Raw genomic sequence first — 13,702 nt, 5'->3', positions numbered from 1 at the left:
ATCCGCCGATGAGGCGTCCTCGCATCCTGGCAGCGGCCCTCGCGGCGCTGGCCGTCCTCCTGCCCGCCGCCGGGTGCGGCTCCGAAGCTCCTGAGAGCGCCGGCGCCGAGCCGGCGACGGTGCGCTTCGGGTACATCGCCGACTTCTCCGGCGCGGCCGTGCTCGCCGCCGCCGACAAGCAGGGCCTGTGGGCCAAGCACGGGCTGGAGCCGGAGCTGAAGGTGTTCACCAACGGCCCGCTGCAGATCCAGGCGCTGGGCTCGGGCGACATCGACTTCGGCTACATCGGCTCCGGCGCCGCGTGGCTGCCCGCGAGCGGCAAAGCCAAGATCATCGCGCCCAACATGCTGGGCCAGGCCGACCGGGTGATCACCTATCCGGGCTCCGGCATCACCTCCATCGCCGGCCTGAAGGGCAAGAAGGTCGGGGTGCCCGAGGGCACCTCGGGCGACATGATCCTGGAGCTGGCGCTGAAGGAGGCCGGCCTGTCCGGCAAGGACGTGCAGAAGGTCAACATGGACCCGAGCACGGTCGTGACGGCCTTCAGCGGCAAGCAGATCGACGCCGCGGCCATCTGGTACCCGCTGATCGGCACCATCAAGAAGAACGTCCCCGACCTGGTCGAGCTGACCAAGAGCGAGGACTACTACCCGAAGCTGAGCTTCCCCAGCTCCTTCGTGGCCCGCAACGAGCTCGTCGCGGAGAACGCGGGCACGGTCACCAAGGTGCTCAAGGTGCTGCAGGAGGGCAACGACTGGGTGGCGGCCAACCTGACCGAGGCCGAGACGCTGACGGCCACGTTCCTGAAGGCGCCCGCGGAGCAGTTCAAGGGCGCCTCGACCGTGACGAAGGTCCTGCCGACGCAGGAGCTGAAAGGGCTCGTCGCGGACGGCTCGGTGGCCGGATGGTACAAGGGGCTGGCCGACCTCTTCGTCACCATGGGCAAGCTGCCGAGCTCGCCCGATCCCGCCACCTATCTCACGGCCGACCTCTACACCGCCGCGGCGGGCTGACGCGGCCAGGAAAGTTCATGAGACGCCTTCTCCCACCATCATGTAGCCATGTCGACCCCCACTGACGCCCTGCAGCGGCTGCGGCGAGTGCACGAGGACGCCGTCCTGTCCGCGCTGCGCGCCGCCGGCGGGCTGAGCCGCGCCCAGCTCACCGAGCGCACCGGACTGTCCCGTACCACCATGTTCGCGATCGTCTCCGGCCTGCTCGAACGCGGCGTGGTGATCGAGACGGAGGGGTCGGCGGCCGAGCCGCGCGGGCGCGGCAGACCGGCCGCGCTGGTCTCGCTCAACCCCGACGCCGGCCTGCTCCTGGGGCTGGATCTGGGACGGAGCCGGGTACGCCTGGCCGTGGCCAACGCCGCGCACCAGGTGGTCGCCACCGCCTCGGCCGACCTGCCCGAGGACATCGGCCCGGAGGAGGAGGCGGAGACCGCGGTACGGCTGGTCCGCGAGAGCGCGGCCGGGCGCGGCCTGAACCTGGACGCCCTGGAGTCGATCGGGCTCGGCCTCGTCGGCGTGGTCGACGAGCACCTGCCGCACGTCACCGTGACGAGCGGGCTGCCCGCCGCCGACGGAACGCCCCCGGCCGTCCCCTCGCGCTACCTGCCGCTGGCCCGGCGGCTCGGCGAGGAGTTCGGCGTGCGGCTGGCCGTCGACAACAACGCCCGGCTGGCCGCGCTCGCCGAGACGACCTGGGGGGTCGCCCGATCGGTGCGCGACATGGTGTACGTGCGCTGGTCGGTCGGCGTCGGCGGCGGCTTCATCGCCGGCGGGCGGCTGATGCGCGGCGCGCACGGCGCGGGCGGGGAGCTCGGCCACGTCTCCATCGACCCCGAAGGCCCGCCCTGCCACTGCGGCTCGCACGGCTGCCTGGAGGGACGCATCGGCGGCCGGCGCCTGCTGGAGGAGTGCGCCGCGCGCGGCGTCCCGCTGCCCGCGCTGGACGCGCTGGTCACCGCCGTGCAGGACCGGGTGCCCGCCGTGTGCGAGGTCGTCGCCTCGGCCGCGGCCGACCTGGGGCGCGTGCTGGCGGGCACCGTCACCCAGCTCGACCCGGCGCTGGTCGTGATCGGGGGCGAGCTGGCCGGGCTGGGCAGCCTCGTCCTCGACCCGATCCGCGAGGCCATCGCCCGCCAGGCGCTGCCGCGGTCCTCCCGCGACATCGCCGTCGTCCCCGCGGACCTCGGCGTGAACGCCTCCGCGATGGGCGCGATCGCCCTCCTCCTGCACGAGGAGCCCTCGATCCCCGCCCACCTCCGCCCCGACGTCCCGTGACCCGCGTCCGTGCCGCCGCGGTCACCGCGACCACCACCGACACCACCACCGAGAGGACCCACGACGCCATGCAGAGCTCAGAGCCATGACCGCGGCGACCATGAGCGAGCCTTCCGCCTCCCCCCGGCGTCGCCCGCGCCCCGGCCGCACGCTCGTGCTCAACGTGACGGCAGTGATCGCCGGGCTCGTCATCTGGACCGCGCTGTCCCTGGCCGGCATACAGGGACTGTCGGGCCCGGCCGAGGTGATCAGGCGCGGTGCCGAGCTGGTCGCCGACGGCACCCTCCCCGCCGACATCCTGGCCAGCCTTCGCCGCGTCTTCACCGGGTTCGTGCTGGGGACGGTGCTGGCCATCCCCGTCGGCTTCCTCATGGGCTGGTACGCGACCGCCCGCGCCCTGATCGAGCCGTACGTGCAGTTCTTCCGTACGATCCCGCCGCTGGCGACCATCCCGCTGGCCATTCTGCTGATGGGCATCGGCGAGACGCCCAAGGTGTTCGTCATCTTCCTGGCCGCGTTCCTGTCCAGCGTGGTCTCCACCTTCCAGGGCGTGCTGGACGTGGACAGGACCCTCATCAACGCCGCCCGCGTGCTGGGCGCCTCCGACCGGACGATCTTCGTCAAGGTGGTGGTGCCGGCCTCGACGCCGTTCATCATCGTCGGCATGCGCATCGGCCTCGGCGCGGCCTGGGGGACGCTCGTGGCGGCCGAGCTGATCGCCGCCCAGGAGGGGCTGGGCTATCGCATGCAGCAGGCCCAGCTCTACTACGACCTTCCCACGATTTTCGTCGGCCTGATCAGCATCGGGGTGCTCGGCCTGGTCATGGACCGGCTCCTGCTGCTGGCCGAGCGCCGGCTGACCGGATGGCAGGAGCGCCGATGACCCCCAAGATCTCGTTCCGGAACGTGTCGAAGTCGTTCACCCTCAAGGGCGGCGACTTCCTCGCCCTCGACCGGGTGGACCTGGACATCGCCGACCGCGAGTTCGTCACCGTCGTCGGCCCGTCCGGCTGCGGCAAGAGCACGCTCATGAGCATGGCGGCCGGGCTGGTCGAGCCGGGGACGGGCCAGATCCTGCTGGACGGCACGCCCGTGGCCGGCCCCGGCCCCGACCGTGGGGTGATCTTCCAGCAGTACGCGCTGTTCCCGTGGCTGACCGTGCGCAAGAACGTCGAGTTCGGGCTCAAACTGCAGCCGATCTCCCCCCAGGAGCGGCGACGGCGCGCCGAGCACGCGATCGACCTGGTCGGGCTGACCGACTTCGCCGACGCCCTGCCCAAGACTCTGTCCGGCGGGATGAAGCAGCGGTGCGCGATCGCGCGCGCGTACGCCGTCGGGCCGCAGGTGCTGCTCATGGACGAGCCGTTCGGCGCGCTGGACGCGCTCACCAGGGTGCAGCTGCAGGACCAGCTCCTCGACACGTGGAGCCGCGAGCGGCGCACGGTCATGTTCATCACGCACGACGTGGACGAGGCGGTCTACCTGGCCAACCGGGTCGTGGTCATGGCCGCCCGGCCCGGCCGCGTCCACCGGGTCATCGACGTGGACCTGCCCTACCCGCGGACCGAGGAGGTGCGGCTGTCGCCGGAGTTCGCCCGCATCCGCAACGAGGTCTGGCACTCGGTGTACCACCAGGCGGCCGCGGCCTGACGGAACTTTCGGAAGCCGCCACCACGCCGGGCGGACACCGCCCGGCACCTCAGGGGCGCTTCTTCGGGGGAGGGGCCGTGCTCTTCCGGATGACGAGCTCGGTGGCGAGCTCGACGCGGCTCTGCGGCAGCGGTTCGCCGTTCGCCAGCTTCACCAGCATCGTGGCGGCCACCGCGGCCATCTCGGCGAGGGGCTGGCGGATCGTGGTCAACGGCGGGATCGCCCACCGCACCGACGGCAGGTCGTCGAAGCCGATCACGCTCAGCTCGTCGGGAATGCGCACGCCCAGCTCGTGGGCCGCGTGGTAGACGCCGATGGCCTGACCGTCGTTCGTGGCGAAGATCGCGGTGGGCGGGTCCGGCAGGCGCAGCAGCCGGCGCGCCTGGGCCAGGCCGCCCTCGATGAGGAAGTCGCCCCGGCCCGCCAGCTCGGGGTCGGCGGCCACGCCCGCCATGTCCAGGGCGGTGCGGAAACCGTCGAGCCGGGCCCGGGAGGCCAGCGCGTAGTCCGGGCCCGTGATGACGGCGATGCGGCGATGCCCCAGCCCCAGCAGGTGACGGGTGGCGGCCAGGCCGCCGTTCCAGTTGCTCGCGCCCACCGACGGGACGCCCTTGCCGGGGTCGTCGGCCGGATCCACCATGACCAGCGGGATCTCGCGGTGCGCGAGCTGCTCGCGCTGGGCCTCGCTCAGGCTGGAGAACACGGCGATCACCCCGATGCCGGTCGGGCGGCGGCGCAGCACCCCGTCCAGCCAGCCCTGGCCGGGGGCGTCGCCGCGCTGCAGCTCCGACACCCCCACCGTGAGCTCGTGCTCGCGCGCGACCTCGTCGACGCCCTTGATGATCTCGATGGGATAGTCGCCCTCCAGCGCGTGGAAGACCACCTCGACCAGGGCGGCGGAGGCCGAGCGCCGGCGCTGCCGGCGGTAGCCGTGCCGCCTGATGAGCTCCTCCACGGCCGCCCGGGTTTCCGATGAGACCTCGGAACGGCCGTTCACCACCTTGGACACCGTCGCGGTGGACACCCCGGCCAGCGCGGCGAGCTGCGCGGTGGTGAGGGGAGACGACTCCGCGGTCATGGGCGCAGTCTAGCTACGCGATGACCATCAACGGGGAGGCGTGTCGCCGGGCTACGAGCTGCGCGAAGGGGTCACTCGCCGTACTCGGGGAACATCGGCGGCAGGTGCCCGGGGGTGAGAGCCGTCGGCCCGAAGAGCCAGTCCACATAGCCGTAGTCGTAGACGTCGCGCTCACGGAGCACCGCGTTGCGCCACTCCCGCTTCTCGCCGTCGTGGTGCCACAGGTTCCCCCAGGCCCGCGCCGTGGTCTGCACCCTTCGGCAGTGCTGGGGGCGGACGGCGTTGTAGGCCGCCAGCGCCGCGTCCCAGTCGACGCCCGCCGAGGTGCCCGGGGCGCCCGCCCCGCCCCGCGCGCCCACGTGCTCCGACAGCACCCACGCGTCCTCCATCGCCATGACCGCGCCCTGCGCCAGATACTGCAGGGGCGGGTGCGCGGCGTCCCCGGTGAGGGCGATCCGGCCTCGCACCCAGTTCATGATCGGCTCGCGGTCGTACATCCGCCACCAGCGGTCGCGCCACATCAGCGGCAGGCCGGCGCGCACCTGGTCGCAGGTGGCCGCGAACGCCGCGTCCAGCTCGTCGGGGGTGCCCCAGTCCGCCTCGCCCGCCAGCGCCTTCGGCGACTCGAACACCGCGACCTGGTTGAACATCTCTCCCTGGCGCAGCGAGTACTGGACGAAATGGCACCGAGGCCCGACGTGGACGACCACGTCCTTGGGCTGCGCGTCCAGGCCGGCGACCTGGTCGAAGGGCACCGCGCCCCGGTAGGCGACGTACGCGGAGCTGACCGGCTCGTCGTCGCTGACGATCCGGCGGGCCACGGAGCGGAGCCCGTCGGCGGCGAGCACGACCTGGGCGGACTCGCGGCCCCCGTCGTGCACCGCGACGGCGCCGCCTTCGGCCTGCTCGTACCCGGTCACCGCGACGTCGTTGACGAGCTCCACCCCGGCGCGCCGGCACGCGCGCAGCAGCGTGCCGTGCAGGTCGCTGCGGTGGATCACCATGTAGGGGAAGCCGTAGCGCCGCTCCACGTCCCGCAGGTCGAGCCTGGTGAGGACGTCGCCGTTGAGCGCGTCCTTCATGACGATGCTCTCGGGGAGCACGCCGAGTGACTTGACCTCGTCGAGCAGGCCCCAGTGGTGCAGGATGCGGGTGCAGTTGGGCGCGATCTGCAGGCCGGCGCCGACCTCGCCGAACTCGTGGGCCTGTTCGAGCACCCGTACCCGCAGGCCCTTGAGGGTGAGCGCCAGGGCGTTGGCCAGCCCGCCGATGCCTCCGCCCACCACCACGACGTCGACGCCGGGGCTCTGTTCAGACATGTCCTGTGATTCCTTTCTCGACTGGCGCCGGCTAGAGCCACCGGGGAAGCCGCGGCGCCGGCTCGCCCCTCGCGCCGGTGACGCCGTCCGACCGGCGGCCGGAGAGGTAGGCGGCCAGCCCGGCGAGGGTGCCGGTGACGACGGCGGGCTCACCCGAGCCGGTGCCCTGGGCGGGGTCGCCCGAGCCGGTGCCCTGGGCGGGGTCGCCCGAGCCGGTGACCTGGGCGGGCTCACCCGAGCTGATGACCGCCCACGTGCCGCCGTGGTCGGTGGCCGTGAGGGTGAGCGCGGGCTCGGCGGCGGCGGAGCGCTTGGCGGTGATGTCATCGATCAGCGCGGCGAGGAAGTCCGCAGGAAGATCGCCGAACTCCACCCCCGCGCCGAGGTCGACGGCGTGCACCATGACCTCGCGTGCGCGCATCCAGGGGATCTCTTCGGCGGTGACGGTGCGGCCCTGGGCGGTGCGGACGTTCCGCCGCCACTGCCGCTCGTCCAGCTCGGCGAGCCGCGCGTCCAGGGTCTCGGCGGCCCGTACGGCCCAGGCCCGCAGCTCGCTCGCCGGCGACTTCGCGCCCGCCTCGATGTCCTCCTCGCGCTGCGCGGGGGAGGAGTACATCGGCCGCTCCTCGCCCGTACGGGCCCAGTGCGCCAGGTTGACCAGCGCGTCGGCGTTGGCGGCCACGTGCGCCAGCAGGTGCTTGCCGCTCCAGCCCGCCAGCGCCGTCGGCCGGTCCAGCCGGTCGTCCGGCAGCGCGGCCAGGGCGCCGAAGAAGAGCTCGCTGCCCCGGGCCGTCCACCGCAGGCCATCAGCCCTGCTCCGGTTCGCGGCCATCATGTGACCGGCTCGGCGACGGCCTTGACCTCCGAGCGGCCGAGCCCGGTGATCTCGGTGGCCAGGACGCTGCCGTCGGTGAGGTAGCGGGCCGGCTTGCGCGCGTGACCCACCCCGCCCGGCGTCCCGGAGGCGATGACGTCGCCAGGGGCGAGCGTGAGGATCGTGGAGACGTACCTGACCAGCGCGACGGGGTCGAACACGAGGTCGGAGGTGTCGGCCTGCTGCACCACCTCGCCGTCGACCGACCCGGTCAGGGTGAGAGCGGGCCGGCTGCCGCCGGGCAGCTCGTCGGGGGTGACCAGGTAGGGGCCGAAGGGGGTGCTGCCCTCCCAGGTCTTGCCCTGCAGCCACATGGGGGAGCGGTACTGCCAGTCACGCATGGTGACGTCGTTGAGTACGGCGAACCCCGCGATGGCCGCGGCGGCCTCGTCCTCGCCGGCGCGCCGCACGCTCCTGCCGATGACGATCGCGAGCTCGGCCTCCCAGTCCACCTGATCGGACTCCGGCGGGAGCCGGATCTCGTCGTACGCGCCGACGAGCGCCTCGGGATACTTGGCGAACAACGTCGGGTACTGCGGCAGCTCCCGGCCCATCTCCAGAATGTGGTTGCGGTAGTTCAGCCCGACACAGACGATCTTGCCGGGCCGGGGCACGACGGGCGCGTAGCCCGCGCTCCCCGCCACGGGCTCTTCTGCCCGCGCGGCGTGCTCCGCCCAGTCCGGCCGGGCCAGCAGCTCGCCGACGTCGGCGAGGCCCAGGTCGATCAGGGTCTCCCCCTCGACCCGGGCGGCGCGGGTGCGGCCGTCGGCGGTGCGGATGGTGGCGAGCTTCATGCGTTGGTTCCTTTCACACGGGGTTCCACCTGCGCGCGATCCAGGTGCAGCGCCTCGAAGATGGGCCCGTCGCTGAATCGGAAGAGGTCGAGCGCGGCGGAGTCGGAGTCGGAGTCGGACGCCGAGGCCTCGGACTTCGCCGAGAACGGCGTCCAGGAGGGGACGACGAACAGGTCGCCCCGGGTGACCGACCAGGACACGTCGCCGACCGTGACCCGCCCGCTCCCGTCGAAGACCTGGTACACCGAGGAGCCGGCCTCCCGGCGGGGCGCGGTTTCCGCGCCGCTGCGGATGCGGTGCATCTCGACCCGGATGGTCGGCAGGACGTCGCCTCCGGTGGTGGGGTTGACGTACCGCACCGCCGCGTGGCCCGGCTCGACCGTCCCCGCATGGCCCTCGGCCTCGAGTTCGAGCTGGTCCGTCAGCGCGCGGTCGGTATCGGCCCAGCGGTAGGCCAGCAGCGGGGTGCCGGGCCGGGCGCCGAGCAGCGAGGCCGGGCGCAGCCCGGGGTGCCCCCACAGCCGTTCCGACCGGGACCGTTCGGGGGTGGTGCGCTCATCCGCGCTGATCTGGTCGCGGCCGAACTCGAAGAACTGGGATTCGGTGACGTACTGGAACGGGATGTCCAGGCCGTCGATCCACGCCATCGGCTGGTCGGCCGCGTTGTGATGGGCGTGCCAGTTCCACCCGGCCTGGGGCAGGAAGTCGCCGCGCCGCATGGGCACCGGATCGCCCTCGACCACCGTCCACACGCCCTCGCCCTCGACGACGAAGCGGAACGCGTGCTGGGTGTGCCGGTGCTCGGGAGCGTCCTCGCCCGGCATGAGGTACTGGATCGCGGCCCACAGCGTCGGCGTCGCGAACGGCCGGCCGCCGAGCGCGGGGTTGGCCAGCGCGATCGCCCGGCGTTCCCCTCCCCGGCCGACCGGCACCAGGTGCCCGGAGCGGTCCGCCAGCGCCAGCAGGTTCTGCCACCGCCACAGGTGCGGGACCGCCTTGGACCGGGGGTGCGGCGGCATCAGGTCGCCGATCTCGGTCCACAGCGGGACCAGCAGCTCCTTCTCGAAGCCGCGGTACAGCTCCCGCAGTGCCGCCGACGGCGTCGGCTGGTCCGGCGAGTCGACCGCGGTGAGGCGAACGGGGGAGTTCGCGGTCTCGATCATGTCTACTCCTAGCTCCTGCGACGCGGGGGTGCGCGGCGGCGACCGGCCGCCGGTCCCGCGCGGGTTCCAGCTTGTATCGTGGGGGACGGAAAAGAATAGGAGATTCTGCTGTGAAGAATCCTCCCAACTACCTGGTACGCAGCGTCGATCACGCGCTGCAGCTCGCGGTCATGCTGCAGGTCGAGGGCCCGTTCGGCGTGGGCGAGGCCGCGCGGCGGCTCGGGGTGGCGCCCTCCACCGCGCACCGGCTGCTGGCCATGCTCGTCTACCGCGACTTCGCGATCCGCCGCGAGGACCACCTCTACGCCGCCGGCCCGGTGCTCTCGCTGGGCGGCAGCTCCCAGTCGCGCACCGCGCTGCTGCGCTCGATCGCCATGCCGCACCTGGCCGCCCTGGTCGAGCGGGTCCAGGAAAGCGCGAACCTGCAGATCCTGTCCGGCGACCACGTCCGGTTCATCGGGTCGGTCGAATGCACCAGGGCGCTGCGGGTCGGCAACCGCGAGGGCATGGTCTTCCCCGCGCACCTCGTCTCGGGCGGCAAGGTCATGCTCGCCGACCTGCCGCCGGAGCGGCTCGACGCGCTCTACGACCCGGAGAAGTGGGGCGACCGCCTGGACCAGCGGCCCAACCTGGCGGCGCTGCGCCGCGAGCTGCGCAACGTCCGCGACCGGGGGTTCGCCATCAACGCCGGCAAGACCGAATCGGGCGTCACCGCCGTCGGCCGGGCCGTACGCGGTGAGGACGGCCGCGCCCTGGCGGCCGTGTCGGTGTCGATGCCCACCAGCCGCTTCTCGCGGGACCGGCTCCCGGAGCTGGTCAGCGCCCTGTCCCTGACCGCCCGCGACATCGAGGAGGAGATGGGCGGCGCCGGCCGGCCCGCCCCGGCTACGGCGCCTTACGGGTCGTGAACGGCAGGACGAGCCGCGACTGGTGGGCGGCGTCGCGATACACCTTGTGGCTCGTCGCGCGACCCGACGGCAGGTGCATGGCCTCCGGCGGCAGCAGGGAGTTGTGGGCGTCGGCCAGCGGCTCGTTGCACGAAAGCTCCACCTCCAGGCGGTGCCCCGGCCTGAAGGCGTTCGCGAAGGGGTAGCGTGATGGCGAACTCGCTCTTCAGCAGCTCGAAGGCGGAGCCCTTGTCCTCCAGCTCCGCGGCCGTGGGGCTGAACTCCTCGGGCGCGCGGACATAGACGCTGGCCTCGACGAGCGGCTCGTCCTCGACCGAGATCAACCGGGTGAAATGCAGGAGCCGCTCATCCGCCCCGATCTCCAGGCGGTGCCTGATCCGGGCGGGCGGCTCCGCCCGTTCGATGCCGGACACCTTCGACGCGGGGTGCAGGCCGCTCTCGGAGAGGTACTGGTACAGAGCCCCCGGCCGGACGTCGGCCGGACGTCGGCCGGCCGGCGGACCCGGGCACCCGGAACCGGGAACGTCCCCTTGCCCTGCTTCCGGTAGACGTACCCCTCGCCGGCCAGCTCCTTGAGCGCTTGGCGGATGGGTGCCCGGCTCACCTCGAAGCGGCTGAGCAGCTGCTCCTCGGTCATGGGTTTGTGCGGGTCCGCGAGCCCGCCGGTGATCTCCGCCAGCAGGATGTCTTTGATCTGCCGATACAAGGGGACCCCGGACGAGAGATCGAGTTCGCTGTTCGCCATGAGTGTTCGGGTCCTCCACTTGCTGATCACCGGGGTCCATCTGCAGGCAGTCAAGCACATTGGCGCAAATTTGAGCGATGGCCGCGACATACCTGGGATATACCGCCAGAACCTACTGTCCGGTAACGTACCGGCACGCACGACGGAGGTTCCTCCGTGTGTCGGGCCTTTCTCCGCAAACAATCTGCGAAAGGTACGACGTGCTGAAAAGACGCTTAGCCGGCGCGGCCATGTTCCTCGCGGTCGTCGCCGGTGGCCTGGTCGTGACCTCGACCCCCGCCGCCGCGGCCCCCGACTTCCAGCTGCCCTTCCCGTGCGGCCAGAAGTGGCGGCTGAACACCTGGGACTCGACCCACGCCCCCGCGCTGGACATGGTCCGCGAGCCGCAGTCGGAAACCGAGGGCTCGCGGCTGGTCGCCCCCGCGGCCGGCGAGGTGAACCAGTCCTACTACCACTCCAACGCCGGCAACATGATCCAGATCGATCACGGCGGCGGCCACTTCACCACCTACATCCACCTGCAGTCGCGCTCCGTGAGCGTGGGCGACCGGGTCACGCAGGGCCAGACCATCGGCCGGGTCGGGCACACCGGGCCGACCTCGAACGGGAGCCCGCACCTGCACTACGAGCAGGGCTACGACGCCAACGGCGACGGCTCCGCCAGCTGGGGCTTCGAGGGGGCCGAGCGCGTCACGGCCAGGTTCGACGGCAAGGCGTACGGGCCCGCACCGGGCGGCGAGTGGCGCAACGTCGCGAGCCTCAACGGCTGCACGAAGCCCAACCTGTTCGGCGCGGACTTCAACTCCGACGGCATCGGTGACATCTTCTCCGAGGCGACCGGGACGTTGCACGTGTGGAACGGTAGGGGCAGCAACAACTTCACCAGCCGGATCGAGATCGGCCCGAACTGGGAGCAGTACAGCCGGCCCATCAGCGGTGACTTCAACAGTGACGGGATCAGCGATCTGCTGGCGGTCAAGGACGGCACCCTGCACGTGTGGAACGGCAAGGGCGCCAACAACTTCGCCGGTGCGATCGCGCTGGGCCCGGGCTGGACGCCGTACGCCGCGACGCTGATGAACGTGGGTGACATCAACGGCGACGGCAAGACCGACATCGGCGCGATCGCCAACGACACCTTCCACGTGTGGAACGGCAAGGGCGCCAACAACTTCTCCAGCCGCATCGAGATCGGCGCGAACTGGGGACAGTACAGCCGGCCCATCAGCGGTGACTTCAACAGCGACGGCATCGGCGACCTGGCCGCGGTCAAGGACGGCACCCTGCACGTCTGGAACGGCAAGGGCAGCAACAACTTCACCGGCGCCATCGCGCTGGGCCCGGGCTGGACCCCGTACGCCGCCACCCTGATGACCTTGGGCGACATCAACAGCGACGGTCACACCGACATCGCGGCCGTACTCAACGACCATCTCCAGGTCTGGAACGGCAAGGGCGCCAACAACTTCGCCGGCCGGATCGAACTCGGCCCCGGCTGGACGCCGTACTTCCCGGTCTGACCCCCATTTCCCCGGGTGCCGGCCCTGCCCGCAAGGCCGGCACCCCGCGTTCGAAAGAGCAGCAGATGATCTCGAAGAGAGTGCTGACCGTTCTCACGGTCCTGGCCTTATGCTCTGCCACCCCGGCGTACGCCGCGGACGACCCCGAACCGCTGTCCGGCGACGTGACCATCGCCTACGCCACCGCTCCCTGCGACCCCAAGGGCACGACCAGCCGCGACGCCACCCTGGCCACGCAGCTGAACCGCGTGCTCACCGGCAAGATGGACGGCTACATGTCGGCCTACCGCGTCTCGTGCGCGCGCAAGGTCGTGCAGGCCGTACAGGACCGCGGCATGGCGCAGCGGGCGGCGGTCATCGCGGTCACCACCACGATCGTGGAAACCAGCATCCAGAACATCAGCGAGACGGTCGACCACGACAGCCTGGGCCTGTTCCAGCAGCGCGCCTCCTGGGGCAGCGTGAACGAGCGGCTCGATCCGATCTGGGCGACCAACGCCTTCCTGAACAAGATGGTCCGGATCTATCCGGGCGACAGCTGGAAGGGGGAGCCGATCGGCGAGGTGTGCCAGGCCGTCCAGGTGTCCGCCTACCCGGACCGCTACCAGCCTGAGGCCGGCGACGCGCAGAAGATCGTCGAGGCGCTCTGGACCACGCCTGTGCTGCACGGCGCGGACTTCAACTCCGATGGCATCGGTGACATCTTCTCCGAGGCGACCGGGACGCTGCACGTGTGGAACGGCAGGGGCAGCAACAACTTCACCAGCCGGATCGAGATCGGCCCGAACTGGGAGCAGTACAGCCGGCCCATCAGCGGTGACTTCAACAGTGACGGGATCAGCGATCTGCTGGCGGTCAAGGACGGCACCCTGCACGTGTGGAACGGCAAGGGCGCCAACAACTTCGCCGGTGCGATCGCGCTGGGCCCGGGCTGGACGCCGTACGCCGCGACGCTGATGAACGTGGGTGACATCAACGGCGACGGCAAGACCGACATCGGCGCGATCGCCAACGACACCTTCCACGTGTGGAACGGCAAGGGCGCCAACAACTTCTCCAGCCGGATCGAGATCGGCGCGAACTGGGGACAGTACAGCCGGCCCATCAGCGGTGACTTCAACAGCGACGGCATCGGCGACCTGGCCGCGGTCAAGGACGGCACCCTGCACGTCTGGAACGGCAAGGGCAGCAACAACTTCACCGGCGCCATCGCGCTGGGCCCGGGCTGGACCCCGTACGCCGCCACCCTGATGACCTTGGGCGACATCAACAGCGACGGTCACACCGACATCGCGGCCGTACTCAACGACCATCTCCAGGTCTGGAACGGCAAGGGCGCCAACAACTTCGCCGGCCGGATCGA

The 13,702-nt window shown here is 71.5% G+C and carries 14 protein-coding genes and 1 pseudogene; 7 read left to right on the top strand and 8 right to left on the bottom strand.

What is annotated here, in order from left to right; genetic code table 11:
- The first annotated feature begins 8 nt into the window (after positions 1-8).
- The 4 genes from ETD85_RS02080 to ETD85_RS02065 all read left to right on the top strand — a co-directional run bounded on the left by ETD85_RS02080 (position 9) and on the right by ETD85_RS02065 (position 3,938).
- On the top strand, positions 9-1,013 hold the full coding sequence (locus tag ETD85_RS02080) for an aliphatic sulfonate ABC transporter substrate-binding protein (protein ID WP_138687856.1): 1,005 nt from the start codon (positions 9-11) through the stop codon (positions 1,011-1,013).
- Between the two features lie 48 nt (positions 1,014-1,061).
- Positions 1,062-2,288, top strand: a complete 1,227-nt coding sequence (locus ETD85_RS02075; RefSeq protein WP_138687855.1) for an ROK family transcriptional regulator — start codon at positions 1,062-1,064, stop codon at positions 2,286-2,288.
- 100 nt (positions 2,289-2,388) lie between these two features.
- Positions 2,389-3,171: an ABC transporter permease gene (locus ETD85_RS02070; protein WP_240778799.1), complete on the top strand. Its 783-nt coding sequence runs from the start codon at positions 2,389-2,391 to the stop codon at positions 3,169-3,171.
- Entirely contained in the window at positions 3,168-3,938 is a 771-nt protein-coding gene (locus ETD85_RS02065) for an ABC transporter ATP-binding protein (RefSeq protein ID WP_138687853.1), read from the top strand. Before ETD85_RS02070 ends, ETD85_RS02065 begins: the two co-directional genes overlap by 4 nt.
- Before the next feature lie 49 nt (positions 3,939-3,987).
- Here ETD85_RS02065 and ETD85_RS02060 read toward each other — a convergent pair whose 3' ends face one another.
- The 5 genes from ETD85_RS02060 to ETD85_RS02040 form a co-directional block, all read right to left on the bottom strand.
- A complete protein-coding gene (locus ETD85_RS02060; protein WP_138687852.1) occupies positions 3,988-5,016 on the bottom strand; it encodes a LacI family DNA-binding transcriptional regulator in 1,029 nt (342 codons plus the stop codon).
- Positions 5,017-5,087: 71 nt separating this feature from the next.
- The gene (locus ETD85_RS02055; RefSeq protein ID WP_138687851.1) at positions 5,088-6,335 is read right to left on the bottom strand and encodes an FAD-dependent monooxygenase; all 1,248 of its coding nucleotides are present in this window, start codon (positions 6,333-6,335) and stop codon (positions 5,088-5,090) included.
- Between the two features lie 31 nt (positions 6,336-6,366).
- A complete protein-coding gene (locus tag ETD85_RS02050; RefSeq protein ID WP_206058030.1) occupies positions 6,367-7,170 on the bottom strand; it encodes a maleylpyruvate isomerase family mycothiol-dependent enzyme in 804 nt (267 codons plus the stop codon).
- A complete protein-coding gene (locus ETD85_RS02045) occupies positions 7,167-8,003 on the bottom strand; it encodes a fumarylacetoacetate hydrolase family protein (RefSeq protein ID WP_138687850.1) in 837 nt (278 codons plus the stop codon). The genes ETD85_RS02050 and ETD85_RS02045 overlap by 4 nt, the downstream gene beginning before the upstream one ends.
- Positions 8,000-9,166 carry a cupin domain-containing protein gene (locus tag ETD85_RS02040; protein ID WP_138687849.1) on the bottom strand — a complete coding sequence of 389 codons (1,167 nt, stop codon included), beginning with the start codon at positions 9,164-9,166 and terminating at the stop codon, positions 8,000-8,002. The genes ETD85_RS02045 and ETD85_RS02040 overlap by 4 nt, the downstream gene beginning before the upstream one ends.
- 110 nt (positions 9,167-9,276) lie before the next feature.
- On the opposite strand from ETD85_RS02040, the gene ETD85_RS02035 reads away from it, so the two are divergent.
- A complete protein-coding gene (locus ETD85_RS02035; RefSeq protein ID WP_138687848.1) occupies positions 9,277-10,074 on the top strand; it encodes an IclR family transcriptional regulator in 798 nt (265 codons plus the stop codon).
- Here ETD85_RS02035 and ETD85_RS65445 read toward each other — a convergent pair.
- The 3 genes and pseudogenes from ETD85_RS65445 to ETD85_RS67405 form a co-directional block, all read right to left on the bottom strand.
- Positions 10,052-10,216: a hypothetical protein gene (locus ETD85_RS65445; protein ID WP_240778798.1), complete on the bottom strand. Its 165-nt coding sequence runs from the start codon at positions 10,214-10,216 to the stop codon at positions 10,052-10,054. The genes ETD85_RS02035 and ETD85_RS65445 overlap by 23 nt on opposite strands.
- A gap of 55 nt (positions 10,217-10,271) precedes the next feature.
- A pseudogene (locus ETD85_RS67410) lies at positions 10,272-10,505 on the bottom strand (UTRA domain-containing protein); the annotation flags it as partial.
- Positions 10,394-10,819, bottom strand: coding sequence for a GntR family transcriptional regulator (locus ETD85_RS67405; RefSeq protein ID WP_206058028.1), 426 nt, complete (start codon positions 10,817-10,819; stop codon positions 10,394-10,396). The pseudogene ETD85_RS67410 and the gene ETD85_RS67405, both read right to left, overlap by 112 nt.
- A gap of 200 nt (positions 10,820-11,019) precedes the next feature.
- On the opposite strand from ETD85_RS67405, the gene ETD85_RS02020 reads away from it, so the two are divergent.
- Both ETD85_RS02020 and ETD85_RS02015 read left to right on the top strand, forming a co-directional pair.
- The gene (locus tag ETD85_RS02020) at positions 11,020-12,339 is read left to right on the top strand and encodes an FG-GAP-like repeat-containing protein (protein WP_170246463.1); all 1,320 of its coding nucleotides are present in this window, start codon (positions 11,020-11,022) and stop codon (positions 12,337-12,339) included.
- Between the two features lie 65 nt (positions 12,340-12,404).
- On the top strand, positions 12,405-13,702 hold a 1,298-nt coding region (locus tag ETD85_RS02015; protein WP_138687846.1), incomplete at its 3' end, for an FG-GAP repeat domain-containing protein.

It is taken from the genome of Nonomuraea zeae (assembly GCF_005889725.1).
GTDB lineage: Bacteria > Actinomycetota > Actinomycetes > Streptosporangiales > Streptosporangiaceae > Nonomuraea > Nonomuraea zeae.
The sequence above is the reverse complement of the archived record's forward strand: the minus strand, read 5'-3'. Positions and strand labels throughout refer to the sequence as shown.

Bases quoted from the DNA above. Each gene is read 5' to 3' on its own strand.
- ETD85_RS02080 (WP_138687856.1), top strand. From the start codon at position 9: ATGAGGCGTCCTCGCATCCTGGCAGCGGCCCTCGCGGCGCTGGCCGTC.
- ETD85_RS02075 (WP_138687855.1), top strand. From the start codon at position 1,062: ATGTCGACCCCCACTGACGCCCTGCAGCGGCTGCGGCGAGTGCACGAG.
- ETD85_RS02070 (WP_240778799.1), top strand. From the start codon at position 2,389: ATGAGCGAGCCTTCCGCCTCCCCCCGGCGTCGCCCGCGCCCCGGCCGC.
- ETD85_RS02065 (WP_138687853.1), top strand. From the start codon at position 3,168: ATGACCCCCAAGATCTCGTTCCGGAACGTGTCGAAGTCGTTCACCCTC.
- ETD85_RS02060 (WP_138687852.1), bottom strand. From the start codon at position 5,016: ATGACCGCGGAGTCGTCTCCCCTCACCACCGCGCAGCTCGCCGCGCTG.
- ETD85_RS02055 (WP_138687851.1), bottom strand. From the start codon at position 6,335: ATGTCTGAACAGAGCCCCGGCGTCGACGTCGTGGTGGTGGGCGGAGGC.
- ETD85_RS02050 (WP_206058030.1), bottom strand. From the start codon at position 7,170: ATGATGGCCGCGAACCGGAGCAGGGCTGATGGCCTGCGGTGGACGGCC.
- ETD85_RS02045 (WP_138687850.1), bottom strand. From the start codon at position 8,003: ATGAAGCTCGCCACCATCCGCACCGCCGACGGCCGCACCCGCGCCGCC.
- ETD85_RS02040 (WP_138687849.1), bottom strand. From the start codon at position 9,166: ATGATCGAGACCGCGAACTCCCCCGTTCGCCTCACCGCGGTCGACTCG.
- ETD85_RS67405 (WP_206058028.1), bottom strand. From the start codon at position 10,819: ATGGCGAACAGCGAACTCGATCTCTCGTCCGGGGTCCCCTTGTATCGG.